This window comes from Prevotella sp. C0209C1, assembly GCF_056583855.1.
The window spans coordinates 22,414-47,656 of record NZ_JBWPJP010000013.1; the positions used below are offsets into that span (position 1 = coordinate 22,414).

General features: G+C 42.3%; 20 protein-coding genes. 5 read left to right on the top strand and 15 right to left on the bottom strand.

Features of this window, described 5'->3' with window-relative positions:
- Nucleotides 1–2: 2 nt before the first annotated feature.
- The 4 genes from AC1DCD_RS05035 to rpmH all read right to left on the bottom strand — a co-directional run bounded on the left by AC1DCD_RS05035 (nucleotide 3) and on the right by rpmH (nucleotide 3,187).
- A complete protein-coding gene (locus AC1DCD_RS05035) occupies nucleotides 3–1,001 on the bottom strand; it encodes a D-alanine--D-alanine ligase (protein WP_464640695.1) in 999 nt (332 codons plus the stop codon).
- Nucleotides 1,002–1,045: 44 nt separating this feature from the next.
- Nucleotides 1,046–2,131 (bottom strand): RluA family pseudouridine synthase, encoded by a 1,086-nt coding sequence (locus tag AC1DCD_RS05040; RefSeq protein ID WP_464640693.1) that lies wholly within the window; start codon nucleotides 2,129–2,131, stop codon nucleotides 1,046–1,048.
- A gap of 9 nt (nucleotides 2,132–2,140) precedes the next feature.
- Entirely contained in the window at nucleotides 2,141–2,908 is a 768-nt protein-coding gene (locus AC1DCD_RS05045) for a PASTA domain-containing protein (RefSeq protein WP_464640691.1), read from the bottom strand.
- Nucleotides 2,909–3,031: 123 nt separating this feature from the next.
- Nucleotides 3,032–3,187 (bottom strand): 50S ribosomal protein L34, encoded by a 156-nt coding sequence (rpmH, locus tag AC1DCD_RS05050; protein WP_008446714.1) that lies wholly within the window; start codon nucleotides 3,185–3,187, stop codon nucleotides 3,032–3,034.
- A gap of 221 nt (nucleotides 3,188–3,408) precedes the next feature.
- Here rpmH and efp point away from each other — a divergent pair, with 221 nt between their 5' ends.
- Entirely contained in the window at nucleotides 3,409–3,975 is a 567-nt protein-coding gene (efp, locus tag AC1DCD_RS05055) for an elongation factor P (protein WP_008446726.1), read from the top strand.
- Nucleotides 3,976–4,138: 163 nt separating this feature from the next.
- Nucleotides 4,139–5,221, top strand: a complete 1,083-nt coding sequence (locus AC1DCD_RS05060; RefSeq protein WP_060932918.1) for a glycosyltransferase family 2 protein — start codon at nucleotides 4,139–4,141, stop codon at nucleotides 5,219–5,221.
- A 274-nt stretch (nucleotides 5,222–5,495) separates the two neighbouring features.
- On the opposite strand, the gene AC1DCD_RS05065 is transcribed toward AC1DCD_RS05060, so the two are convergent.
- The 6 genes from AC1DCD_RS05065 to AC1DCD_RS05090 form a co-directional block, all read right to left on the bottom strand.
- Nucleotides 5,496–5,915 carry a hypothetical protein gene (locus AC1DCD_RS05065; protein ID WP_464640688.1) on the bottom strand — a complete coding sequence of 140 codons (420 nt, stop codon included), beginning with the start codon at nucleotides 5,913–5,915 and terminating at the stop codon, nucleotides 5,496–5,498.
- A 287-nt stretch (nucleotides 5,916–6,202) separates the two neighbouring features.
- Nucleotides 6,203–8,263, bottom strand: a complete 2,061-nt coding sequence (locus AC1DCD_RS05070) for a TonB-dependent receptor plug domain-containing protein (protein ID WP_464640686.1) — start codon at nucleotides 8,261–8,263, stop codon at nucleotides 6,203–6,205.
- Nucleotides 8,264–8,438: 175 nt separating this feature from the next.
- Nucleotides 8,439–9,599, bottom strand: a complete 1,161-nt coding sequence (gene galK / locus AC1DCD_RS05075; protein ID WP_464640684.1) for a galactokinase — start codon at nucleotides 9,597–9,599, stop codon at nucleotides 8,439–8,441.
- A gap of 80 nt (nucleotides 9,600–9,679) precedes the next feature.
- On the bottom strand, nucleotides 9,680–10,996 hold the full coding sequence (locus tag AC1DCD_RS05080; protein ID WP_008446445.1) for an MFS transporter: 1,317 nt from the start codon (nucleotides 10,994–10,996) through the stop codon (nucleotides 9,680–9,682).
- A 244-nt stretch (nucleotides 10,997–11,240) separates the two neighbouring features.
- Entirely contained in the window at nucleotides 11,241–12,332 is a 1,092-nt protein-coding gene (locus tag AC1DCD_RS05085) for an aldose epimerase family protein (RefSeq protein WP_353586380.1), read from the bottom strand.
- Between the two features lie 541 nt (nucleotides 12,333–12,873).
- Nucleotides 12,874–13,653, bottom strand: a complete 780-nt coding sequence (locus AC1DCD_RS05090) for an SDR family NAD(P)-dependent oxidoreductase (RefSeq protein WP_464640682.1) — start codon at nucleotides 13,651–13,653, stop codon at nucleotides 12,874–12,876.
- Between the two features lie 197 nt (nucleotides 13,654–13,850).
- Here AC1DCD_RS05090 and AC1DCD_RS05095 point away from each other — a divergent pair, with 197 nt between their 5' ends.
- A complete protein-coding gene (locus AC1DCD_RS05095) occupies nucleotides 13,851–14,534 on the top strand; it encodes a hypothetical protein (RefSeq protein WP_060932913.1) in 684 nt (227 codons plus the stop codon).
- A 258-nt stretch (nucleotides 14,535–14,792) separates the two neighbouring features.
- Entirely contained in the window at nucleotides 14,793–15,347 is a 555-nt protein-coding gene (locus tag AC1DCD_RS05100) for a hypothetical protein (protein ID WP_464640680.1), read from the top strand.
- Nucleotides 15,348–15,688: 341 nt separating this feature from the next.
- Here the strand turns inward: AC1DCD_RS05100 and nifJ are convergent, their stop codons facing one another.
- Both nifJ and AC1DCD_RS05110 read right to left on the bottom strand, forming a co-directional pair.
- Nucleotides 15,689–19,264 (bottom strand): pyruvate:ferredoxin (flavodoxin) oxidoreductase, encoded by a 3,576-nt coding sequence (gene nifJ / locus AC1DCD_RS05105; protein ID WP_464640678.1) that lies wholly within the window; start codon nucleotides 19,262–19,264, stop codon nucleotides 15,689–15,691.
- Between the two features lie 80 nt (nucleotides 19,265–19,344).
- Nucleotides 19,345–20,529 carry an ATP-binding protein gene (locus AC1DCD_RS05110; protein WP_464640676.1) on the bottom strand — a complete coding sequence of 395 codons (1,185 nt, stop codon included), beginning with the start codon at nucleotides 20,527–20,529 and terminating at the stop codon, nucleotides 19,345–19,347.
- A 157-nt stretch (nucleotides 20,530–20,686) separates the two neighbouring features.
- Here AC1DCD_RS05110 and AC1DCD_RS05115 point away from each other — a divergent pair, with 157 nt between their 5' ends.
- Nucleotides 20,687–21,787 (top strand): hypothetical protein, encoded by a 1,101-nt coding sequence (locus tag AC1DCD_RS05115; protein ID WP_464640674.1) that lies wholly within the window; start codon nucleotides 20,687–20,689, stop codon nucleotides 21,785–21,787.
- A gap of 69 nt (nucleotides 21,788–21,856) precedes the next feature.
- On the opposite strand, the gene AC1DCD_RS05120 is transcribed toward AC1DCD_RS05115, so the two are convergent.
- The 3 genes from AC1DCD_RS05120 to AC1DCD_RS05130 all read right to left on the bottom strand — a co-directional run bounded on the left by AC1DCD_RS05120 (nucleotide 21,857) and on the right by AC1DCD_RS05130 (nucleotide 25,241).
- Nucleotides 21,857–22,000, bottom strand: a complete 144-nt coding sequence (locus tag AC1DCD_RS05120; RefSeq protein ID WP_464640672.1) for a hypothetical protein — start codon at nucleotides 21,998–22,000, stop codon at nucleotides 21,857–21,859.
- A gap of 277 nt (nucleotides 22,001–22,277) precedes the next feature.
- Nucleotides 22,278–23,717 (bottom strand): NADH-quinone oxidoreductase subunit N, encoded by a 1,440-nt coding sequence (locus AC1DCD_RS05125; protein ID WP_008450271.1) that lies wholly within the window; start codon nucleotides 23,715–23,717, stop codon nucleotides 22,278–22,280.
- Nucleotides 23,718–23,729: 12 nt separating this feature from the next.
- On the bottom strand, nucleotides 23,730–25,241 hold the full coding sequence (locus AC1DCD_RS05130; protein WP_024992654.1) for a complex I subunit 4 family protein: 1,512 nt from the start codon (nucleotides 25,239–25,241) through the stop codon (nucleotides 23,730–23,732).
- Between the last annotated feature and the right edge of the window lie 2 nt (nucleotides 25,242–25,243).

The window sequence follows — 25,243 nt, forward strand, 5'->3', positions numbered from 1 at the left end:
TCTTAAAACTGGTTTTCTACAATATCTGTAAGAACGTCCTTTATCTCAAGCCCTGCAGCACGCACCTGTTGTGGAATAAAGCTCGTAGGTGTCATTCCCGGTGTGGTGTTTATCTCAAGCAGATTAATAACATCGTTGCCCTGCTCGTCTTTAGATATGATGTAATCTATGCGGATTATGCCGTTAGCATGTAGTATGTTATACACCTTATCTGTTAGTGCTGATACCTTTTGGGCTGTCTCTGGGCTCATTCTGGCAGGTGTTATCTCCTGCACCTCACCATTATATTTTGCGTTATAATCGAAGAACTCGTTCTTTGTAACTACCTCTGTAGCAGGAAACACTACCGTTCCGCTCGCCTTTGTCTTATAAGCACCTTGCGAAATCTCCATTCCCTGAAGATACCTCTCTATCATTACCTCATTACTTTCCATAAAAGCCACACGAAGGGCAGGTGCTAACTGGTCTGCATTCTTTACCTTCGACACACCAAAGCTACTACCGTCAGCAGCAGGCTTAACAAAGCAAGGCATTCCTAAACGAGCCTCTACAAACTTCTCATCTATAGATTCGCCACGACGCACCAAGATGCTATCAGCCACGTTAATACCAAAACCACGCAGGTAATTGTTAAGGACATACTTATCGAAGGTAAGAGCCTCTACAAGCACACCACTGGTAGAGTAAGGCAAGTGGATAAGCTCAAAGTAGCCTTGCATCATGCCGTTCTCTCCCGGCTGTCCATGAATGGTAATATAAGCATAGTCGAAAAACACAGCCTTACCATCTACTACAAACGAAAAATCGTTCTTATCTATAGCAGCAATATCACCATTAGGCAGATCGACGTGCCAGTCGGTACCCTTCACATCTACTATATATATGTTATAACGGTCTTTATCGAAAAAGGAATATATACCTTGAGCAGAGCGCATAGATACATCATGCTCTGACGAATCGCCGCCACATACAATGGCTATAGTTCTCTTTAAATCTTTCATCTCTTTGTCTATATTACTGTAATATATATATGTTTTTATAAATGTTATTCTGTCTTTATCCTTCCATCACTGCCTTTTATAAAACCTCTCCACTTATCTATGAGAGCCGACAGGTCGTCTGGCAAAGGGCTTGTAAAGTCCATCTGCTCGCCTGTTACGGGGTGTATAAAGCCCAATGTCTTAGCGTGCAGGGCCTGTCGCGGACATATCTTAAAACCATTCTGCACAAAAGCCTTATATGAGCTCGACCGTTGCCCTCTAAGAATCTCACGCCCTCCATAACGCTCGTCGCCAAAGAGCGGATGACCTATGTGCTTCATGTGGGCACGTATCTGATGGGTGCGCCCCGTTTCTAACACACACTCTATGAGGGTAGTATATCCAAAACGCTCTATTACCTTATAATGGGTTACGGCAGGCTTACCTATATCGCTTTCAGGTGGAAACACCGTCATGCGAAGTCTGTCCTTAGGGTCGCGAGAGATGTTGCCTTCTATACGCCCCTGCTCATCTACTATGTTACCCCACACCAAGGCTATATAGCTGCGATGAGTGGTTTTATAAAAAAACTGCTTACCTAAAGAGCTTTTTGCTTCTGGAGTTTTAGCTATGAGCAGCAGCCCGCTTGTGTCTTTATCTATACGATGCACCAGCCCCACCTCAGGGTCGTTAGCATCGAAAGACGCCAACCCTCTCAGATGCCATGCTATAGCATTTATAAGCGTACCATGAAAGTTGCCTGCGCCGGGGTGCACCACAAGGCCTGCGGGCTTCATAACCACCATTAAGCTGTCATCTTCATACACCACATCTAAAGGAATATCCTCTGCCTCAATAGTGTTATCGTGCTTAGGACGATCGAGCATTAAGGTAATAACATCTTCTGGACGCACCTTATAATTGCTCTTCACCGGACTGCCATTTACATGTATAAAACCAGCCTGAGCAGCCTTTTGTATGCGGTTCCTACTGGAATGCTGCATGCGCTCAAAGAGATACTTGTCTATACGCTCTGCTTTCTGCCCCTTGTCCACCTCTATCTTAAAGTGTTCATACAGCTCTAAGCCTTCCGGACTATCTTCTTCAGGCTCTAAAAGCAGCTCCTCATCGTCGTCGTCTATATATTCCATAATGATTTATCATTTATCTACACCCCTATCCTTAGGCTGCGACTCTTTCTTTACAGGAGGCACTGAAGGCACCGTAAGCGGTCTGTTCGTAGGTATCTCGTTGCCGTTCTCGTCTACAGGCACTTCAACATATTCATATACCTCATCATACTTAGGCACCTTCTTTTCTACCTGCACCTCTTCATATTGTGGCGCATCAAGACTGTCTCCGGGAAGTATCTCACGCGTACCATCGCCCACCTGAAGAATAATCTTTGCGTCTATAGGCACACGGTCGCCAGTCTGCACATGCTTACCGTTTACTATGATGCCATAGATCCAGTCTTTCTCGCCCGGTATATACTCTGGCTCGCCCACATTAAAGCCCTGAGAGAGCAGCTGCGCCGTCGCCTCTCGCAAGGAGTTGTTGTCTATAATGTCTGGAATGACAAGCGTAGGTGCTGTGGCAGCATTTATGGTAACATATATCGTACGGGTAGACTTCACACGATTACCGCTGCGAGGCGTCTGCTCTAAAATACAGTCAGGAGGAAGCTCCTTTACATAGCCCGTATCAGAAACCTCTATAGTAAGACCCGCCTTATCCATTATACGCTCAGCCTCATCATACTGCTTATGTATAACATTAGGCACTACAATAGACTCACCATGACAGGTATAATAATCTATGCCATATTTAATACCTATCCCAAGAAGTAACATAATGATAACCATTGCCAGTATATTACCCCATATATATGTACAGCTTAGCTTTTTAAAGACGTTTTGCGAACTCATTCCTCTTGACGTATTTCTACATATAATAACGAAACAAAGGTATATAAAAAAACGGAAAGAAGCAAAGTTTGCCCCTCACTTCTTTCCGTTTTGCATTAAAATCCCATAAGGGAAAACTACTTGTTACTTGCCGTGATGCTCGTCAGAAACACTTAACTTCTTACGACCTTTTGCACGACGAGACGCCAACACACGACGTCCATTCTTTGTAGCCATTCTCTCACGAAAGCCATGCTTGTTCACACGGCGACGGTTATGGGGCTGAAATGTTCTTTTCATTTTATTGTTTTTTTATTTGTTATTGTGCTATTTATACTATAGAGGCATAATAAAACACCGCTTTTTAGGTCTGCAAAATTAATTAATCTTTTTGGATTAACCAAGAATTAAGCGATTTTTACATCAATAATTTATGTTTTTTGTATAAAATAAGTAACTTTGCAGCGCATAAGAAAAAACTGCAAAGAATATAAAATAATATATCAGATAAATAATAAATTATGATTAATTCACAGGAAATCAAAATCGGAACATGTATCCGTCTTGATGGTAAGATTTGGACTTGTATAGACTTTCAGCACCGTAAGCCCGGAAAAGGTAACACCGTTATGATAACAAAGCTAAAGAATGTAGCTGACGGGCGTGTTATTGACCGCACATTCCAAGTAGGGTTCAAACTGGAAGATGTACGCGTAGAGCGTCGCCCTTTCCAATATCTTTATCAGGACCCTACGGGGTTTATATTTATGAACCAAGAGAATTTCGAGCAGATTCCTATCTCTGAACATCAGATAGCTGGGTTTCAATATATGAAAGAAGGCGACATTGTAGAGGTAGTTACTGATACCAGCGACGGCACTATCCTTTCTGCTGAGATGCCTGCTAAGACCACTTTAAAGATAACACACAGCGAGCCAGGCGTTAAAGGCAACACTGCTACCAACGCTACAAAGCCTGCTACGTTAGAGACAGGAGCCGTTGTGCGTGTACCTTTGTTTATTAACGAAGGGGAAACAATACAGATAGACACACGCGATGGTAGCTATCTGGGGCGTGTAAATGCATAAAACGTTAATATAAAGCAAATATAAGAGGGTAAGAAAGAGTGCGGTTTCTTAGGGAGAATATCCTATTGAAAGCTCCTTTTTCTTACCCTTTTCTTATAACTCCTTACTGCTCTTTACGTATAACATACCTCTTTCTTTTTTCCATTACTACAACCATAAAGTCATGAAATATAGCGTCATAGTGCCTGTTTATAACCGCCCTGATGAGGTAAAAGAGCTTTTAGAAAGCCTATCGGGGCAGGAGTATACCAATTTTGAAGTAATAATAGTGGAAGATGGCTCCAATGTGCCATGCAAGGATATATGCCTACAGTTTGCTGACAAGCTACAAATACACTATTTTTTCAAGCCTAACTCCGGACCATCGCAGAGCCGCAACTATGGCGCAAACCATGCTAAGGGCGATTATCTCATCATACTCGATTCTGATGTCGTAGTGCCAAAAGGATATTTTAAGGCTATTAACGAAGAGCTTGACAAGCAGTATGCCGACGCCTTTGGGGGTCCTGACCGTGCCGACGACTCCTTTACCAACACACAGAAAGCCATATCCTACGCCATGACCTCTTTCTTTACCACAGGAGGTATTCGTGGTGGTAAGAAAAAGCTCGACAAGTTTTATCCACGATCTTTTAACATGGGTGTGAAAAGAGAAGTATATGCCGAGTTGGGAGGATTCTCTAAGATGCGCTTCGGTGAGGATATCGACTTCTCTATCCGCATCTTTAAAGCAGACAAACAATGCCGACTCTTCCCAAAGGCATGGGTATATCATAAACGACGCACAGACTTTAGAAAGTTTTGGCGGCAGGTGTTCAATTCTGGCATTGCCCGCATCAACCTATATAAGAAATATCCCGAGAGCCTGAAGCTGGTACATCTCCTACCAATGGTGTTTACTTTAGGCGTAGGAGCATGCTTGCTTATAACCCTTATCGGACTGTTCTGCTACCTTCTTCAGTGCTGCCACTATTTCCCAACGGCAGGAAATAACACACAAGAGCTCTTACACTTTAGCTCTTCAGCACTTATCTTGCTTGGCTTAACCCCACTCGTGCTTTACTCGCTATTAATATTTGTTTGCTCCACACGTGAGAGTAAAAGTGCCTCTGTGGGCTTGCTCTCTATCATAGCTGCCTTTGTACAGCTAACAAGCTACGGATGCGGATTCTTAAAAGCTTGGTGGAAAAGATGCGTAAAAGGGCAAGGCGAATTTAAAGCATATCAAAAGAACTTCTACAAATAATCATAACCATACGCCAAGAGCCTCGCTCACCTCTCTAATCATTTATCATTCAGCACGTTACAAAACATCACCTTTTACCCTACAAAAGATGATGTTTTATGCTGCAAAAGATGATGTTTTTAAACGAGAAAGATGGCCTTTTACTTCGTAAAAAGCCATCTTCCGATAATTAAATTTGCTTAGCGTGTACCACTGTACACTAACTTTTTTAACTTAAAAATTTACATCTTGAAAAAAATTAACAACGGATCTTCACAGATTACCTTTTTTCGTTTTATTTTATTTCACTACATTTTTTATTTTCCTTGCAACACTGCTTCTTTTCTTTACCGCACTTCTTATCCATCTTGCAACACTGCTTCTTACCTTTCTTACAGCACTGCTTTTTCTCTACGCTGCACTGCTTCATCTCCTTGCGGTATTGCTTCATCTCCTTACGGCATTGCTTCATCTCCTTGCGGCATTGCTTCATCTTCTTGCGGCATTGCTTCATCTTCTTGCTGCACTGCTTTTTTTCCTCTGCGCACTGCTTCATCTCTTCTGCGCACTGCTTTTTCTCTTCTGCGCACTGCTTTTTCTCCTTGCAGCACTGCTTCTTTTCTATTACAGGCTTATCGCTTTGAGTAATTGTATTTGCTGAAACTGATGTTGCCATCATGCCCATTGCCATAAGGGCTAAAACTAATTTATTCATAATCTTACGTTTTAAAAATTAATACATTAATGTTATCCTTCACCCTTAGAGAAACTTCTCTTCGAGTGTTTATATTTTCTTTGAGCCAAAGATACATAAAAATAATAATACCTTCTGCACAAAAAGCCATTATTTACCTTTTTTTTATAAATAATTTATTACATTAATAAAAAGGCTAACAGAAGCAAAAGAACACTTCCTTTTTGTTACTTTATGGTGAAATATTATTATAATCTCGCCTCTTACCACTACCTAAAGCAACATATCCTTTAGCTAAGAGGCATGGCTTACCTCTCCACCTTTATGTTACACTCTTCGTGTACTAAGCGTCCCTGTGAGGTTACTCCCTCCACAGTAATGTGATAATTGCCCGTAAAGGGCAGGGCATCAAACTCTATATAAGGTTTTATTATAACAGGATTCCACCACACCGTTCGGCTGTTTTGTGAAAGACGCGAAAAGTCGGTACCCACTTCATAGCCTAAAGGCATTACCTTCTTCTGACTGGTAGAGGCTATAGGCTCATCGGTATCGCACCCCCTTTTAGTGGTTATGGATATTACTCCGCTGCCTCCTCGCGCTCCCCAGATAACGGTGGTGCCACTTTTATAGACATCTATGCGAGCTATGTCCGACATGTTTATCTGGTCTAAGTCGTATCCCTCTTCAGCAAACACTCCGTCTACGACAATAGCCGCAGGACGCTGCTTGCCATATACTGTGGTTACAGCTCTGACATAACACTGCTCCTTTCGTATGAAAAGTCCGGGAACACGGCGTAGAAGTTCGTGTATGCACGTGGCATTGATATCGTTAATCTCTTTTGCACCAAAAGAATATTCTGATGTACGCGAATAAGCATCGCTCTTACTGGAAGAATAGCTCTTCTTTGTTACCACATTAACATTATCGAGCAATATTCCTCCAAAGCTCTTTTCATCTACCTGCTCATAGTTGTCAGCGCCGTTCACATTAAAAGTAGCACCAGCCTGTAAGACCTGCTCCTTGGTAGGCAGTGCAGGGTAATCGGTTTCATGCATAACCAGTTCTAAGCGCTCACTACCATTTTGCTTGTTAGCCTTAACGAGGCATTCCGTTCGTGCAGGTATATCTATGCCGTTAAAGGCAAATCCTCCCAGGCTATCTGTCTGGGTGTTACTGGCAAAGCCTAAGGCAGGTATTATGAGGCTTACCTTTGCACCAGCTATGGGTAAGCGTCGAAGTAGTGTGCGCACATTTCCCGTTAAGGCAACCGACTCTTCTGCGGTGGCTAAAGGTGCAGAATACTTACCTTTTATAACCTCAGCCATATTATACCTTGTCCACGAAAAGGAAGATAAAAGTTCATCAGCAAGGTGCGGATTATTATAAAAAGTGGCAGCATCAGGTAGCAATGTGTTTACATCGCTTGCTAAAAAGAGCTGTGAAAGGATATTTGTGCGATCGGTATTAAGGGGTGCTTCCTCTCTTCTTACAGATACTGACAGGTCGGCACGCTCTGCTTCATGCAGCATCGACTTGTCGAAAGGTATCCTTATATGCTCCCCTTGCTTATATGTTAGCTTACTGGGCAATAGCGGCAGCGAGAGCCTTTCTTGGTCGTTAGCCGAGAGAAGGAGCTTTGTGCTAAGCACATTAGCATGCTTGTCTAAGAGCAAAAGCTGTATTACCCCTTGTGGTAAGGAGTCGTTATCTATCGCTATGGGTTGAGTATTGGTAATAGGTTTACACAGAAACGGATAGGCACGGCAATGTGCTAAGAGAAAATGTTCGCCTTCGAGTGTAGTGGAAACGATGAGCTTTCCGTCTTTATGCGTAAAACTTAATGATGAAGGTCTTGCTGCAGGTATACCAAGAGGGGTAGAAGAGGTGGACTTTTGCTTTATAGTAGTTTTGTCGTTAATAATGTCGAGGTACTGCACGTCTTCATAACCCTCTACCGCTGCCGAAAGCAATGTATATCCCCTTAGCAGGTAACGCCCCTGTCTAAGGTGTGCAGGTATGTCCATATATCCATAGTAAGCCCCGTTTTTCTCTTGTATCTTTATGCGGTCAGTCAGTGTTCCATCAGCCGCTATAAGCTCTACGTAAGCATATCTGCTCTTGTTAATGGGTTCGTGGCTAAGAGCATCTACCACATACACCTTTAGCCATATACGTTCGCCTGCAAGATAGGTAGAGGCATCGGTATGTATATAGGTCTTTTCCTGTGGAAAACACTTTACCTGCTTAAGTATTCTGTCGAAGACGTTACTCTTTTCCTGTGCCTTTATCATAGAAACATTTAGCATAAACACCGAAAGAAAGATAAGTGTTATCCTTAAAATGATATTTTTTCTTGCCTGCATACTTGTTTTCTCCTTAACAAAAAGTGTGTTCTTATAACCATAGGCAAAGCCTGCTGTCTACATACAGCCTCCGCCTTCATATCTTTATAACATAGTGGTATAGCCTTTATTCCAGAGCCATACCACTACACCTTAATATATACATCTCTTATGATGCTTACCTAAAGAAAAAGCATCAAACCACTCTGTGAGAGCCTTCACTGATCAAAGCCGGATAGACCTCTACACGATGACCGTATTTAGCTAAAAAAAGCTCTGTGGCTTGCTTTATAAAATGGTCGTAAACAGTGTCCTTAACAAGGTTTATAGTGCAGCCTCCAAAGCCTCCACCCATAAGGCGAGCACCTGTAACGCCGCTCTTTTTAGCTATATCGACAAGGTAATCGAGCTCTTCGCAGCTCACCTCATACTCTTTGCTAAGACCCTCATGGGTAGCATACATCATCGCTCCCACCGTTTCATAATCGCCTTTCTGTAAAGAATCGCACACTTTAAGCACACGTTCCTTCTCGCCTAAAACAAAATGAGCACGACTATAATCCTCCTTACTTACCTGCTCGCGCACTGCCTCAAGCTCTTCTAAAGAAGCATCACGAAGAGTTTCATACTTTTTGTCGGTGAAATGCTTGCCCAACACCTTTACTACCTCTTCGCAAGACTTGCGCCTATCGTTATAAGGACTACCCACAAGCTCGTGGCGTACCTTAGAATTTATCAATACCAGCTTATAACCCTCTGGGTGGAAAGGAAAATATTCAAACTCTCTGCTACGACAATCAAGGCGCATGAGCTTACCCTGCTTACCGAAAACACTGGCAAACTGGTCCATAATGCCACAGTTTACACCTATATACTTATGCTCTGTGGCTTGACCGGCAAGGACTATATCCCACTTAGACACCTTATTATCGGCAAAAAGATCGTTAAGAGCACAGCCGAAACAGCTCTCCATAGCTGCCGAAGAAGACATGCCTGCACCTAAAGGAACATCGCCCGCAAAGGCTATATTAAAGCCCTTTACCTCTACACCCAAAGCCTGAAACTCGCGCACCATGCCATATATAAACCTTGCCCATGTGGCACGAGGACCATCAGGATCGGTTACTTTAAACTCTACACGGTCTTTAAGGTCGATAGAATAACACATTACCGTATCAGTACCATTAGGCCGAACCTCTGCCATAATGCCCTTATCAATAGCTCCGGGAAAGACAAAACCACCATTATAATCGGTATGCTCGCCTATAAGATTTATACGACCAGGAGAGAAATAAACATTACCCGTCTTGCCATCGAAGTGTTTTACAAAACGTGAACGTACAAAGTTGATATCCATAATTTGTTTATTAGTTATATTTATAAAAGCCCCCTTCCCTAATATAACTAAGAGAAGAGGGCGATAATAGAAACCTTTTATTAATCTATCTTTATATCTTTATTCACATTCTTACTACCTACAAGAGTATAGAAACATATATAGGCTATACCCAAGAGAGGCACTAAGTAAGAGAAAAGATAGGTAGTATAGTCAGCAAGAACATTTTGAAGCAAAGGCAAAATGCCTCCACCTACTACCATCATCATAAAGATGCCGGAAGCAGCTGCGGTATATTTACCCAGACCTTCAGTAGCAAGATTGAATATAGAAGGCCACATCACAGAGGTGCAAAGACCACAAAGCACTATCAAAAGAGCTGCTACAGGCACACTAACTATCTCAAAAGACTTTCCTGTAAATACTGGCATTGTTACCGTACTCGACTTGCCAAGCACCATTGCCACCACGATAAGCACCATTGCCACTACCGTAACACAGCTCATAAGAACCTTAGAAGACACCTTATGGGCTATAAAACCACCCACAAAACGGCCTATAAGCATGCAAAACCAATATGTAGCCACTACAGCACCAGCTATCTGTGTTGCCACCAACGCATTAAGACCTCCACCATTAGAACTTACATCTGAAAGGTAAAACATCAACGTACCAGGCAAGCCCACTTCCACTCCTACATATATAAATATAGCTATTGCACCTAAAACGAAATGGCGGAAAGCCCACGGACTTACCTCAAAGACGGTCTGCTTATCCGTTTTGCCTATCTCAGGGTCGCTAATAGGTATGAAAGTAAGCACTATGAAAGCTACCAAAAACACACACATAGCAATGTAAAGCACAGGGTTGACGTCCTTAATGGCTGTGTTTTTACTTACCTGACCTATCAAAGCACCTACAAACAAAGGCGTAAGCGTACCTGCAAGAGAATTGAGCGTGCCACCTATCATATTGAGCTGGTTGCCCCTGTTGCCACCTCCACCAAGAAGGTTTAGCATCGGATTAACCACGGTGTTAAGCGTACAAACACTGAAACCTGCAGTGAAAGCACCTAAAAGGTACACCGAAAAGCCCGTTACAGCACCACACTCACCACAGAAACCTGAAAGGTATTGCACTAAAACGCCCAAGAAACCTATGCCTATACCGAAAAGAGCCGTCTTCTTATAGCCCACCTTTGTAAGCAATTTTCCTGCCGGAATACCCATGAAAAGGTAAGCCAAAAAGTTAGCCATGTTACCCAGCATGCCCACTGTGTTTGCACTCGAACCAGTGAAAGTGCTCTTCCATATTACACCAATAGGTGCAGCCAAGTTAGTTACGAACGAAATCATTGCATACAAAAACATCATTGTGATGATCGCAATAATACTACCATTTTGTTTTGTGTTACTCATCTTTGTTTTTATTTATTTTATTTTTGTTACGTGCAAATAAGCAAATAGTGAGCCAAAACGTTTATATTCAAGCTCCCACTGCGCTAATCTTTTCTTGATGATTATTAGCCCTTTAAGCGCCTCTCTCTTAGCCTTCAGACGCCTCACTATTAGCCTTTAGACGCCTCACTATTAGCCCGTTAAGCCCTTTAGCTTAGCCTTCAAAGCCCATAAAGAGCCCTTTTAAAGAGCAATATTACTAATTTTATCTCTCTACACCAAATTTATACACAGTTTTTTGCTTATATTCCTCGCCCGGAGATAGCACCACCGAGGGGAAGTAAGGCCTGTTAGGAGAGTCGGGGAAGTGCTGCGCCTCAAAGCAAACAGCACTGCGTCGTGGGAAGGTAGCTCCATGCTGACCCTTATAACCGTCAGCCCAGTTGTCGGTATATAGCTGCATTCCGGGTTCGGTAGTCCATACCTCCATCGTTCTACCGGTAACAGGCTCTTTGACGCGTGCGGCAAATGAAAGCTCGCCCTCTTCCTTTTTGTTAAGCACAAAGCAATGGTCGTAGCCCGCACCGTGCTTTATCTGCTCGTCGTCGGCATCAATATCCCTGCCCAAAGGCTTAGGACGTCTAAAGTCGAAAGGCGTACCTGACACCTTTAAGATTTCACCCGTAGGGATAGAAGTGGAATCGATGGGCAAGAAGAAGTCGGCATTTATCTCACACTCCAAGCCCTCTATACTATCAGTAGGGTTGCCTATGCCTGCCAAAGAGAAAAATCCATGACTGGTAAGATTGATTATCGTCTTCTTATTTGTCTTAGCCGAATATTTTATTACCAGCTCATTATCCTCCGTAAGCGAATAAGCTACCCACACGGTAAGCTCTCCTCTGTATCCTTCTTCACCGTAAGGAGATGTATATTTTAATACTATTGCGTGGCTACTTATCATCGTAGCGTCCCAAACCTTGGCATTAAAACCCTTCTTTCCTCCGTGAAGAGAGTTCGGACCGTTATTAATATACAGGTTATACTCCTTGCCATTAAGCTGAAAACGCCCTTTTGCTATGCGGTTAGCATATCTGCCCACTAAGGTAGAGAGGTAAGGCTCTGGCGAATGTATTACGTCTTCTATGTTGTCATGACCCTGAATAATATTAGCCATGTTACCATCTCTGTCGGGCATCATGATGGCTACAATAGCTCCACCATAGTTAGTTACAGCCACCTCACAGCCCTGCGTATTACGCAATATGTATAAATCGGTCTGCTTACCATCTACCTTAGAGAGGAATTTCTCTTTAGACAAGCCACATAAGGGTGTCTGATTGTTTTCATTTTCCATATTTTTGGTTTTAGTTATTATCTTTCAAATTATCTGCAAAGTAAATAAAATTAAGATAAATCTGCAAACTTTTTATTACTAAAACTTTTAAAAATATCCTTCAGCACACGCCCTTATCTTCTTTTTATACCTTCCCTTACAATGTCCTTTCGCCCCATCGCAACTCAAAAACACCATCTCTTCCCACACTTAACCACACAACAAAGCCCCCTTAACACAGACATATACATATAAAAGGTGCACAAACTCTTGAGCTATACCGCTCAGAAATCTGTGCACCCTTTCGTTGTCCGAAGACAAACTCTTAATGTGTTAATCCTGGTTTACAATCTAAATCCCTTTAATAACTAAAAACCTATTTAATCTAAAACAATCAATCAAACTACCTGTAATAACTAAAACCCTAAATATATATATGTTATAAAACTATGAACTCTTTTGTTTTGACAGTGCAAAGGTAAGTGTGTGCGTACACATACGCAAACTTTTCATGGAAAAAGTTTCATTTCGTAACCTTTTTTTTGACTTACATCAACCCGCCTTAGTTCTCTTCCCCTTTTTCTGCCCCATGTCTTCCTAAGCTCAACCTGCGCCAAAGCACTCTCGGCACACACCTCATAGCCAGTGCCACCCCATGCCAAAAGCCATCTATATAAGCCACGTGCTTACGCTTATATATAGCCTTTAAGATGTCTTTAGCAGCTTTATCTACTGGCAGAAGATGAGGGTAACTGTTGCCTTTAAGTAGCGGTGTAGCTACAAAACCCGGACGAATATCGGTAATGAGTATGCTCTTTTTGCTATTGCGGGCTTTCTGTTCTAAGGCTTCAAGGTAAACGTTTTGAAAGGCTTTCGAGGCAGAATAAGAGGGAGAAGCTCCAAGACCACGCACTCCGGCAATAGAGCTTACCACAGCAATATGCCCCTTTCCCTGCTCAAGGAAATAGCGAAAAGCCTCGCCCACCATTCTTGTAAAGCCCAAAGCGTTAGTCTGCACCGTGGGAAGCTCTATCTCGGGCAGCAGTATAGGGCTTTGCTCACCTATGCCCGAAGCATAGAAAAAGAGGTCTACACCACCTAACGCCGTTATAAGAGTACGCAAAAGGTGAGGCGACTGCTGCATGGTAACATCTATAACTGCCCACTCTACCTGCTCCGCCCACTCCTTTTTAAGAGCCTCGAGCGGAGCTTTTCGCCGTGCCGCAACACCTACTTTCCACCCATCACGAAGCAATAACCGAGCCACGGCAAGACCTATTCCTGAAGAAGCACCTATCACTATGGCTCGCTTTGGCAAGCCTTCCCAATACCTTTTAACCATAAAAACCTTTTTATATTATTCCTCCGAGCAAAGATAATAATATTTTTACTTCTTGCAAAGGCATACTATAAAATAACTAAAGCTAAAGAGCTTTATATCATTAATATACTCATTATTAGGTATTGTCCGTATTTTCAATAACGAGTATCTTTGCAATAATAATTTTTTTTGTAGAATTTTAAACAGTAATAAAAGAAATGAAAACTATCAATTTACAAAAAGTAGCCGTAGGATTGCTATGCTGCTCTTTCGTCTTCTTTACTTCTTGTAGCAAAGACGATACCTTGGATAAGCTACAGCAAGAGGTAGAAACTATGAAAAAGAAGCAAGACGAAGAGGCTCAAAAGAGAAAGCTCAAAGAAGAAGCCGACAAGAAAAAGCAGCAAGAAGAGGCTGAGCAGAAGAAGAAACAAGACGAAGAAAACAAGCAAAAGCAAGAGGAGGAAAAGCAAAAGCAAGAAGAAAAGGAAAAGCAAAGAGAGGCTGAAGAGCAGAAAAGGCAAGAGGCTGAAAAGCAAAGACAAGAGGCTGAACAGAAAAGGCAAGAGGCTGAAAGGCAAAGACAAGAGGCTGAGCAAAAGAGAAAAGAAGCAGAACAGAAAAGAGAGCAAGCCGGCAAAAAGCCAGAAAAGGCTCAAGGCTTAACCTTTAGTCCTGCATCGCCAGCTAAAGTACCTCCTTACCAAAGTAAAGCAATAGATATAAAAGGTGGTAAAGCACCTTATACTGTAGTAGCTAAAACTAAAAATTTAGTTAAGATTACTCAATATGATAATGACAATTACTTTTCTGTACAAGGCATGGCTTGGGGCGAAACAGAAATAGAAGTAACCGATAGCACTGGTAAAACAGGCATTCTCAAGCTAACAGTAGGCTACTAACAAAGCAGTACCATTAATATTTAGTCATAAAGGAAGCCCCCTTTAGAGATGAGCCACTACACAATACTTTAGAGGCTACAACATCTCCTAAAGGGGGTTATTATAAGGAAAAGGGGCAGAAAGGTTTCCTTTTAGCTAATAAAAAGCAAGCTACCAAAACTTTTTCTCTCTTCCCTGCGTGTGTTACAGCCGTTTTATGTAACTTTGCTTTATAACATATTATAATTTCTCTGTTTATTAACTAACAAACTATAAATTATGAAAAAGATTTTATCTCTTGCATTTTTACTAATGCTCTCTTTATCTGTTTTTGCACAAAGGCAGGTTACCAAGTTTTTAAGAATACCCGTAGACGGCAGTCGCACAGACATGATAGAAGAGCTAAAGGACAAGGGCTTTACAGAAGAAAAATATGGTGATGGGCTTGAAGGGCAGTTTAATGGGAAAGATGTTTCAATTTATGTGCAGGCTAATAATAACAAGGTTTGGCGAATTATAGTAACATACTTAAATAATCTTGACAAAGAGCAAATTAAAATGCAATACAACCGCCTTATTAATCAGTTTTATAACAACCCAAGATATAAGGTCGTTAATGCAGAAGGGCTTACCTCCAAAGACGATATTTACCAAGAGGTGAGCATTAATAAAAAGCAATACCAAGCCTCTTTTCGTCAGCTCCCTGACGATGAAAACATAGAAAAAAGATATGTATGGTTTACTATTAAAGAAGATCCTAATGATTTCCAAAAATATAGGATTGGAATTTTTTACGAAAACAAGTATAACGAAGCCAACGGCGAAGACCTTTAAAAGGGGCATAACACCAACGGCGTAACCCCCTAAAAGCCCTTTTGCTTTCCTTCGTAAGGAGAAAAACGAAGCCAAAAGAGGGTGAGAAGTGGCATAAAGAAACATCACCTTTTACCCTCTAAAACATCAGCTTTTGTGGCATAAAACATCACCTTTTACTCATGAAAAGGTGATGTTTTTTTCTTCACTAACGGCATAAAAAAAAAGCACTAACAGCCCTTACAGCCGTTAGTGTCTTTATATATTGTCTACACCCTTGCCCGCCTAAAGAGCCTTACTCTTAAAGCCCTTACCTTCAGAAGCCCCATGTAAGAGCCTCTAAAGGGTGAGGGGTGTGAGGGTTAGAGCTGCTCGCTCCAGTCTTCCTTAGTCTTACGTACGTAGCTCTGATAACGTAGCTTAGCCATATCTTCACAAGCCTTAAAGAGCTCATCAGCCTCAGCAGGATATGCTTTCTTTACTGATAAGAAGCGCACCTCGCTTGCAAGATAGTCCTGGAACTTCTCCCAGTGAGGAGCTTTAGAATCGAGAGAGAATGGGTTTTTGCCCTCTTCAGCCAAGGTAGGATTATAACGCCATAGGTGCCAGTAACCAGCTTCTACGGCACGACCCTCCTGTGCTTGTGAGCGTCCCATACCGCCCTTAAGCTTCAAGCCGTGGTTAATACATGGCGAGTAAGCTATGATGAGCGATGGTCCATGATAAGCCTCAGCCTCTTTTATGGCTTTAAGGGTCTGAGCATTGTCAGCTCCCATAGCTACCTGTGCTACATATACATAGCCGTATGTAGTGGCCATAAGCCCAAGGTCTTTCTTACGTACACGCTTACCCTTAGCGGCAAACTGTGCGATAGCACCAAGCGGAGTAGCCTTAGAGCTTTGTCCACCAGTGTTAGAATATACCTCAGTATCGAGCACAAGGATATTAACATCTTCACCCGATGCAATGACGTGGTCTAAACCACCATAACCTATATCGTAAGAAGCACCATCACCTCCTATTATCCATTGTGAGCGTTTTACCAAATAGTGGTCTAATACTTTAAGCTCTTTACATACAGGGCAGCCAGCCTTAGCACCTTCTTCTATGAAAGGCTTTAGCTTATCACTTGCCTTCTTAGATGCTTCAGCATCGTCCATGCTTTCTATCCACTCCTTAGCAGCTTCCTTAAACTCGGCAGGCACATGTTCGTCGCTTGCCTGCTGTGTTAATAAGAACTTAACACGTCCGCGCATCTTCTTATTACCCAAAGCCATACCAAGCCCAAACTCGCAGAAGTCCTCAAACAAAGAGTTGTTAAAGGCAGGACCCTGACCACGCTCGTTAGTGGTATAAGGTGTAGAAGGCACAGAGGCAGAATAGATAGATGAACAACCAGTGGCATTGGATATCATCTCACGGTCGCCAAAGAGCTGTGAAACGAGCTTGACATAAGGTGTCTCACCACAACCTGCACATGCTCCAGAGAATTCGAACAGTGGCTGTGCAAACTGTGAGTTTTTAACGTTCATCTGTATATTAACCAAGTCTTGCTTGCTCTTAACCTGCTTTGTAAGATATTGCCACTGTGCTGCGTTGTGCTTTGTTTCTTCGCTTGCAGCGTTAAAAGGCTTTAAGGCAAGTGCTTTCTCGCCTCGCTTACCCGGACATACGTCTACACAGTTGTTACAGCCTGTACAGTCGAGATCTGATACCTGAATGCGGAACTGCATGCCTTTAAGCTCTTTAGGAGCCATAACGTTTATGGTAGCATCGTCGAAACCAGCCTTCTCCTGCTCATCGAGCACGAAAGGACGTATAACAGCGTGAGGGCAAACATACGAGCATTTGTTACACTGTATGCAGTTTTCCGAGTTCCATACTGGCACGAAAGCTGCTACGCCACGCTTCTCATAAGCTGCCGTACCCACCTGCCATGTACCATCGGTAGTGCCGTGATTAACAAAGTCTGACACCTTTAGAAGGTCGCCAGCCTGTGCGTTCATAGGGCGGCAAACCTCTTTAACAAAAGCAGGAGCGTCGTCGTTTACCTTCTCATCGTCAGGGAGATTAGCCCAAGAAGGGTCTACCTCTAAGATGTTATACTCACCTCCACGGTCTACAGCGGCATAGTTAAGATCTACCACGTCCTGACCTTTTCTGCCATAACTCTTAACGATAAATTCCTTCATCTGCTCTATAGCAAGATCTAAAGGAATAACCTTTGTTATGCGGAAGAAAGCCGATTGTAAGATAGTGTTGGTACGTTTGCCCAGCCCTATCTCCTGTGCTATCTTAGTAGCGTTGATGTAATAAACGGTGATATTGTTTTTAGCAAAATAGCGTTTTACCTTGTTAGGAATAAACTTTACGAGCTCCTCACCCTCAAAGATAGTGTTAAGCAAGAAAGTACCGTTCTTACGCAGACCGCGTGTAACATCATACATGTTAAGGTAAGCCTGCACATGACATGCTACAAAGTTAGGCGTCTTGACCTGATAGGTAGAGCGTATGCGCTCATCGCCAAAGCGAAGGTGTGAACAGGTGAAACCTCCCGACTTCTTAGAGTCGTACGAGAAATAAGCCTGACAATACTTATCAGTGTTATCACCTATAATCTTTACAGAGTTTTTATTAGCACCTACCGTACCATCAGCTCCAAGACCATAGAACTTAGCCTCAAAGGTGTTTTCACCACCAAGTGGTATTTCCTCCACCTCAGGTAAAGAGGTAAAGGTAACATCGTCTACAATACCCACAGTGAAATGGTTCTTTGGCTCTGGAAGCTCTAAGTTGTTATATACAGAGATGATGTGTGAAGGTGTGATATCTGCCGACCCTAAGCCGTAACGTCCACCCACTATCAAAGGCTTGATGTCAGCATCGTAGAAAGCCGACTTGATGTCTAAGTATAAAGGTTCGCCCTCTGCACCCGGCTCTTTAGTACGGTCGAGCACCGAAATGCGCTTAACAGTCTTAGGAACAGCTGCAAAAAGATGCTTCTTAGAGAAAGGACGGAACAAGTGTACCGCAACCATTCCCACCTTCTTGCCCTGCTTTAAAAGGTAGTCTATAGCCTCTTTAGCAGCCTCAGTGGCAGAACCCATGAGGATAATGATGTTTTCGGCGTCCTCAGCTCCATAGTAATCGAAGAGATGATGCTCACGACCTGTTATCTTAGATATCTCGCCCAAGAAATGTTCTACTATCTCTGGAACGCTGTTATAATACTTATTGCTTGCCTCACGGTGAGTGAAGAAGGTCTCAGGGTTTTCTGCTGTACCACGTGTTACTGGGCGTTCTGGGCTCATAGCACGGTCGCGGAAACGCTTAACGTCGTTCATATCGAGTAGTGGACGTATATCTTCCTGATCCATAAGCTCCACCTTCTGATATTCATGAGATGTGCGGAAACCATCAAAGAAATTGATGAAAGGCACCGAAGACCTCAATGCCGACAAATAGCTTACTGCAGAAAGATCCATTACCTCCTGCACAGAGCCAGAACAGAACATGGCAAAACCTGTCTGACGACATGCCATAACGTCCTGATGATCGCCAAAAATACTAAGAGCGTGGCTGGCAAGTGTACGCGCTGTAACGTTGAAAACGCAAGGTAAAAGCTCACCAGCTATCTTATACATGTTAGGGATCATCAACAGAAGACCCTGCGAAGCGGTAAACGTTGTAGTCAAAGCACCAGACTGAAGAGAACCATGCACAGCACCTGCTGCACCGCCTTCAGACTGCATTTCCTGAACACTTACCTCCTGACCCCACAAATTCTTACGTCCCTTAGCCGACCAATCGTCTACATGCTCCGCCATAGGTGAAGAAGGAGTAATAGGATAAATAGCTGCTACCTCTGAGAACATATAGCTCACATGAGCAGCTGCTTCGTTACCATCACAAGTGATAAACTTTTTTACTTTAGCCATTTCTTTTTAATTAAAATGTTTTTTATAATGTTTTTGTTGTTTTATATATTATGGTTTGGCAAAACTTTCTTCGGATTCCATTAATAAAGGAAACCGAAAAGCCATAAAGGCACATTATTGTCTGAACCAATTTCTTCGTTATATTGAGCATAATAAGTCTGGCCATTCATACGCACATTAGCCGTCTTAGCATCGCAAACCCTTATGCTCTTATCGCCGTCTACGATATAAGTACCCGCCTTCTTACTGTCGTTAATAATATGGCTGGACCACAGGTTGTTTACCAAAAATATCTCCATAAGCTCCTGAACGTCGCACTGAATGGGATAAATGGCATGCACCAGATTAGTATTATGAAGCATCAGCTTTGCCGGCTTCTTAGGAAAAGACTGCCCCTGAGGGTAAATGATGTTTATTAAACGGGCATCAGCCAAGTTCTTAATATAATTCATCACAGTAGCCCTACTTGTGTTAATGCTACTTGCCAAACTGCTTATATTGGGTGCTTTAGGGCCTCCTAAAGCCAAAAGGTAAAAAAGATCTTTTATCTTTGTGAGATATTTTAGCTCTATCTGCTTTATTAATAAAATATCCACCTCTATCATCATGTTCATCGTCTTGAGCAAATTCTCCGAGAAATTACGATGCTCTAAGAAAAAAGGATAAAAGCCATGATGTAGATAATCTTGAAAATAAATCAAAGGATTCACCTTTGATAACACCTCTCTTGCTATCGACTCGTGATGAGATAATATCTCTTCTAACGAATAGCTCTTCAATCTTAAGCCAGCCTTTAGGTTAAGATACTCACGGAAAGAAAAACCTAACAAATTATAACTCTTCACTATACCGTTAAGCTCCGGATTCTCTTCCTTTAAGCGCATAACACTGGAACCTGTGAAAACTATCCGCAAAGAAGGATAGCTATCGTAACATTTCCTTAGCTCGGCGCTCCACGAAGGCTGCTTAAAAACCTGATCGATGAGCAACGTCTTACCACCATTACGATAAAACTCACCAGCAAAATCGGCTATGCCCCTACCCTGAAAATAAAAGTTGTTCATATTAATGTAAAGACATTGACGATCTAAAGCTCCGTATCTCTCCTTAGCATACTGCAGTAAGAACGTTGTCTTGCCCACACCGCGCGTACCTTTAATGCCTATTAGACGGTCGTTCCAGTCGATCTCGTCCATAAGAGCTCGGCGCACAGGGGCATTCACATGTTCTACCAAATAGGTATGTGTACGAAAGAAAGTATCCATTGCTTACCTTTGCTTTATAATTTGCATTGCAAAGGTAATATTATTTTCTATTATTTGCAAACTCTACTTTACAAAAAATATTATTTTTAATCTTTTATTTTTGCGCAAGACATTACTTTCTATTACCTTTGCAAGCCCCAAAGAAAAAAATTAAAATATGATTTTACACATTTTTAATCCAGAGCACGACGCTGCTCTTGCTAACAACGATAAGCACTTTGTAGCATCGCACGCTGCACGGTTATTACGTACAGACCTCGACTTCATGCCCGCTCTCTATGCCAAACCTAACGACTTGGTTTTAGTAAGCGACTATCTTTCGGCTAAGAAGCATCTGAAACAATTGGAAAAGTTTGCCCAGACATATCATCTTGTTACCTTAGACACCTTACAAAACATAAAAAGCGACATAACAGAGATAAGACCTTGGGCTTGGGACAAGGCTATAAAAAACAGTTTAGCTAACGTAGGTATAAGCCAAAAACTTATGCCCACAGACCAAGAGCTAAGCATGATAAGGGACGTTAGCAACAGACAGTTTTCGGCATCTGTGTTAAAAGCACTAAAACGCTCGCTAAACCTTCCTAACATAGTGGGAGAAGCCGTATATGTAAACAACATGAAAGAGCTTACACTATATGTGAAATACTATAAAAAAGCCATCTTAAAAGCACCTTGGAGCTGCAGCGGGCGAGGCATAAGATACATTGACTCTTTACAAGACGCATACACCACTAACTGGGCACACAACATTATAAGAAAGCAAGGAGGAGTGATGATAGAGCCTTTCTATAGCAGGGTGAAAGACTTTGGTATGGAGTTTTATGCCTATATGAGCACGGTAGACTTTCAGGGAATATCGCTCTTTAACACCACAAACGGTGCTTACTCGGGCAATCTTATACAAAGCGAGGACTACAAGCTATCTGTGCTTGCTAAATATATTAACCCCGATGAGATAATACTTATAAAAAACAAGCTCGAAATGCTACTACGACAATACATAGCTAAACGCTACACAGGACCTTTAGGAGTGGATATGATGATAGTAGCTGACGAAAAACACAAAAAAGCTAAGAAACCATCGTTCTTTATACACCCTATGGTGGAAATAAACATGAGGTGTACCATGGGACACGTTGCTCTAAAACTATCTAAAACGCCTGAAGCTATAGGAAAGATAATGCTCACTGAGTATGACGGGTCGCACTATCATCTGCGCCTAAGCCAGCATAACACCGAGCTATTCTCTTTATAACACCAAACTATACAACGCTAAAGGCTAAAGGAAAACAGCTAAGAGATAAAAGGAAACTCTCTTTTTACCTTATAAAAATATAACTCCTAAAACTACTAAGATAGCCATTATGATAAGAACGACTAACAAGCCACGCTTTAAAAACAGCCTACGCTTTCTTCTCTCAGAATGTATCTTACTACTAAACTCTGTGTACTGGTTATGCTTTGCCATACGTGCAGATTGTTTTTAGTTAAAGCATCACAACATAATGCCTATTTATATTATTAAAGAACTTAAAAAGAATAACTATTGCAAAAGTACAAAATATTATAAAAAAGACGAGGAGGTGTTTACCTTTTTTTACACTATCGTGTATTGCCCTCCCCGGTTTTTTAATTATTTTAACCTACAAAATCAGCCACACCCCTACCCTTTCTTTAGGTAAGCGTGTGGCTGACAGCTTATAAAGACATGCTCTTCTTTAGCTATAGGCTTACTTTAAGCCATGCTATGCGGCAGCAAAAATCCATTCGTATATGCCACTGCACACACCAAAGAGCAAGATACCTACCATGCAAACGGCTAAAGCCATCTTGGTATTGTTATCGCTCTTAAAGGTTGGTAATGGGCTATCTGTACGAACAATGTACATAGCCTTAACAATCTTAAGATAATAGTACAGCGAGATAACCGTGTTTAGCAAGGCTATGAACACCACTGCGTATGCCCATGCGCCCATAGTAGTTTGCACAGAAGCCCCCTTAACGCCTGCCATAAAGACAAAAAACTTAGAGAACATACCTGCAAAAGGCGGAATACCAGCTAAAGAGAACATAGCCAAAGTCATTAGTAACGACAGGCGTGGATTAGTTTTATAGAAGCCATTATAGTCGTCTATCTCTGTTTTGCCTCCGTTATTCTGTTCTACTACAGACACTATGGTAAAGACAGCCATGTTAGCAGCAACATATATAAGCACATAGTAAGTAAGCGCACTTATAGAGCTTGCCCAGTCAGTGCCTATAGCTGCAAGGATAATATACCCTGCCTGCGAGATAGAACTAAATGCCATAAAGCGTTTTAGCTCACTCTGTCTCACAGCAAAGAGGTTAGCCACCGTAATAGAAAGCACTATGACAATCATTAAAAGCACATGCCAGTAAGTCATCATGCTACCAAAGACATGGAACAAGATGCTTAGCAAGGTAAAGGCAGCTGCTCCTTTAGAGATAACACTGAGGTATCCCGTTACTGTAGTAGGCGCTCCCTGATAGGTATCGGCAGTCCAAAAGTGGAAAGGCACTAAAGATATTTTAAAACCAAGCCCACTGAAGAAGAACACCAGCCCTGCCACTGTCAGGAAGTTAGGGGTTATCTTTGCAGCAACATCGCCAAAGTATAACGTGCCATAAGCAGCGTAAAGCATACTTATACCATACAGCATCACACCGCTTGAGAAGGTAGCCGTAAGGATAAACTTTGCTGCACCTTCAGCCGAATTGTTACGTTTCTCATCGAAAGCCACCATGCAAGCCAAAGGCACTGATGCCATTTCTAAACCTAAGAAGAACATTAGGAAATGGCCCGCACTCATCATTACAAACATTCCCAATAAGGTGGAAGCAGTGATAAGGTAAAACTCGCCTTCCTTACCGCTCTTCTTAGCCCACTGAGAGCTTTGCAAAAACACTATAAACGTGCCCAGTGAAAGTATTGCCTTCATAACGTTTACAGCTCCCGAAGTAGTGTACATTCCCCCGAAAGCCATCGTAGGCTCTAAGGGTAGCAAGCATACTATAGTGTTAAGCAACAACAGTACACAGGCAAGCGGGTTGAGCCACTTACGCTCTTGCGACTTAGCCGACACAAAATCGGCAACAAACAAAATCACCAAGACAGCTACAAGGCTTGCCTCTGGTATCATCTTATAAAATTCTGTATAATTCATTTTGCTATAATCTTATAAGTTACCTATTGTTGGAACATACTCTATGATATGGCTAAAGATAGGTGCTACACCGCTGATGATTATCTTTTCGAAGATGATAGGGAACATTCCCAGCCCGGCTACGCAAAAGATAAGTCCGCCAATGGCTAAACGTTCGTCCCAAGAAGCATCGTGTAGCTTAAAGAACTTGTCGTTAGCCACTTTCTGAAACAATATCTTACCCACTACACGCAAGATGTAAACGGCAGTAATCACTATCGCCGTACAAGCCACTATGGTAGCTACACGGTGGAACATACCTGCGTTATGGAACGAACCCACAAAGATAGTCATCTCAGCCACAAAGCCCGAGAAGCCCGGAAGACCAAGGTTAGCCAGTCCGGCTATAACATACGACACAGCAAGGAAGGGTATTACCTTCATTAATCCGCCAAGATAGCGCACATCTCGCGTGCCAGCACGGTGGTATATCATACCTATACATGCAAAGAACAGGGCAGTCATAAGTCCGTGAGACAACATCTGAAGAATAGCTCCCGTTATGGAAGTCTGGGTAGTCATGACAAGCGCAAAGAGCACCATACCACAGTGAGAAACAGAGGAATAGGCGTTGATATACTTTAAGTCGGTCTGCACACAAGCCGAAAGCGCACCATATACTATAGATATAGTGGTAAGGACTAAGAACACTGGAGCCCATACCGTCAAGGCATCAGGCATTAAGAACATAGCTATACGCAAGCAGCCATACCCTCCGAGCTTCATCAAAACACCTGCATGGAGCATAGACACTGCCGTAGGGGCAGAGGCATGACCATCTGGCGACCATGTATGGAAGGGGAATAAAGCACCAAGCACACCAAAACCTATAAAGACAAATGGGAAAAAGATGTTCTGCATCTTCACCGGCATGGCGTGCATCTTAGCAAGCTCAAGGACATTCATCGTAGAAGAGCCACTAAAATAGTAAATACCCAGAATACCTAATATTATAAGAGCAGAACCTCCCATAAGCATAAGGGTAAGTTTCATAGCAGAATACTCCTTAGCCCCAGTACCCCAAACACCTATTAACAAATACATAGGTATCAAAGCTACCTCATAAAACATAAACATGGTAAACATATCTATAGATATAAAGAAGCCAAACACACCTATAGAAAGGAGTACGAACCAAAGGAAATATTCCTTTTTCATAGGTTCCTGCTGCCAAGAGGCAAAGGTACCTGTGAAAACTATCACCGCAGAAAGCAATATCATTACCACTGAAATGCCATCTACACCAACGGCAAAAGCTATGTTGAGAGGTTTAAACCACATAGCAGAAGCAGAAAGCAACATACTACCTGTATTACCTGCCTCACGCTGTTGTATGAAATAAACGGTAAGCCATATAGCTCCCACTAATAACAGTGAAGAACCAGCTACCATAACGCCACGCACCTGATTGTCGTTCTTGGCAACCCAAAGCCCCAAAAGCATCAAGACGGGGATTATTACGAATAATGTTAATATCCAACTCATTT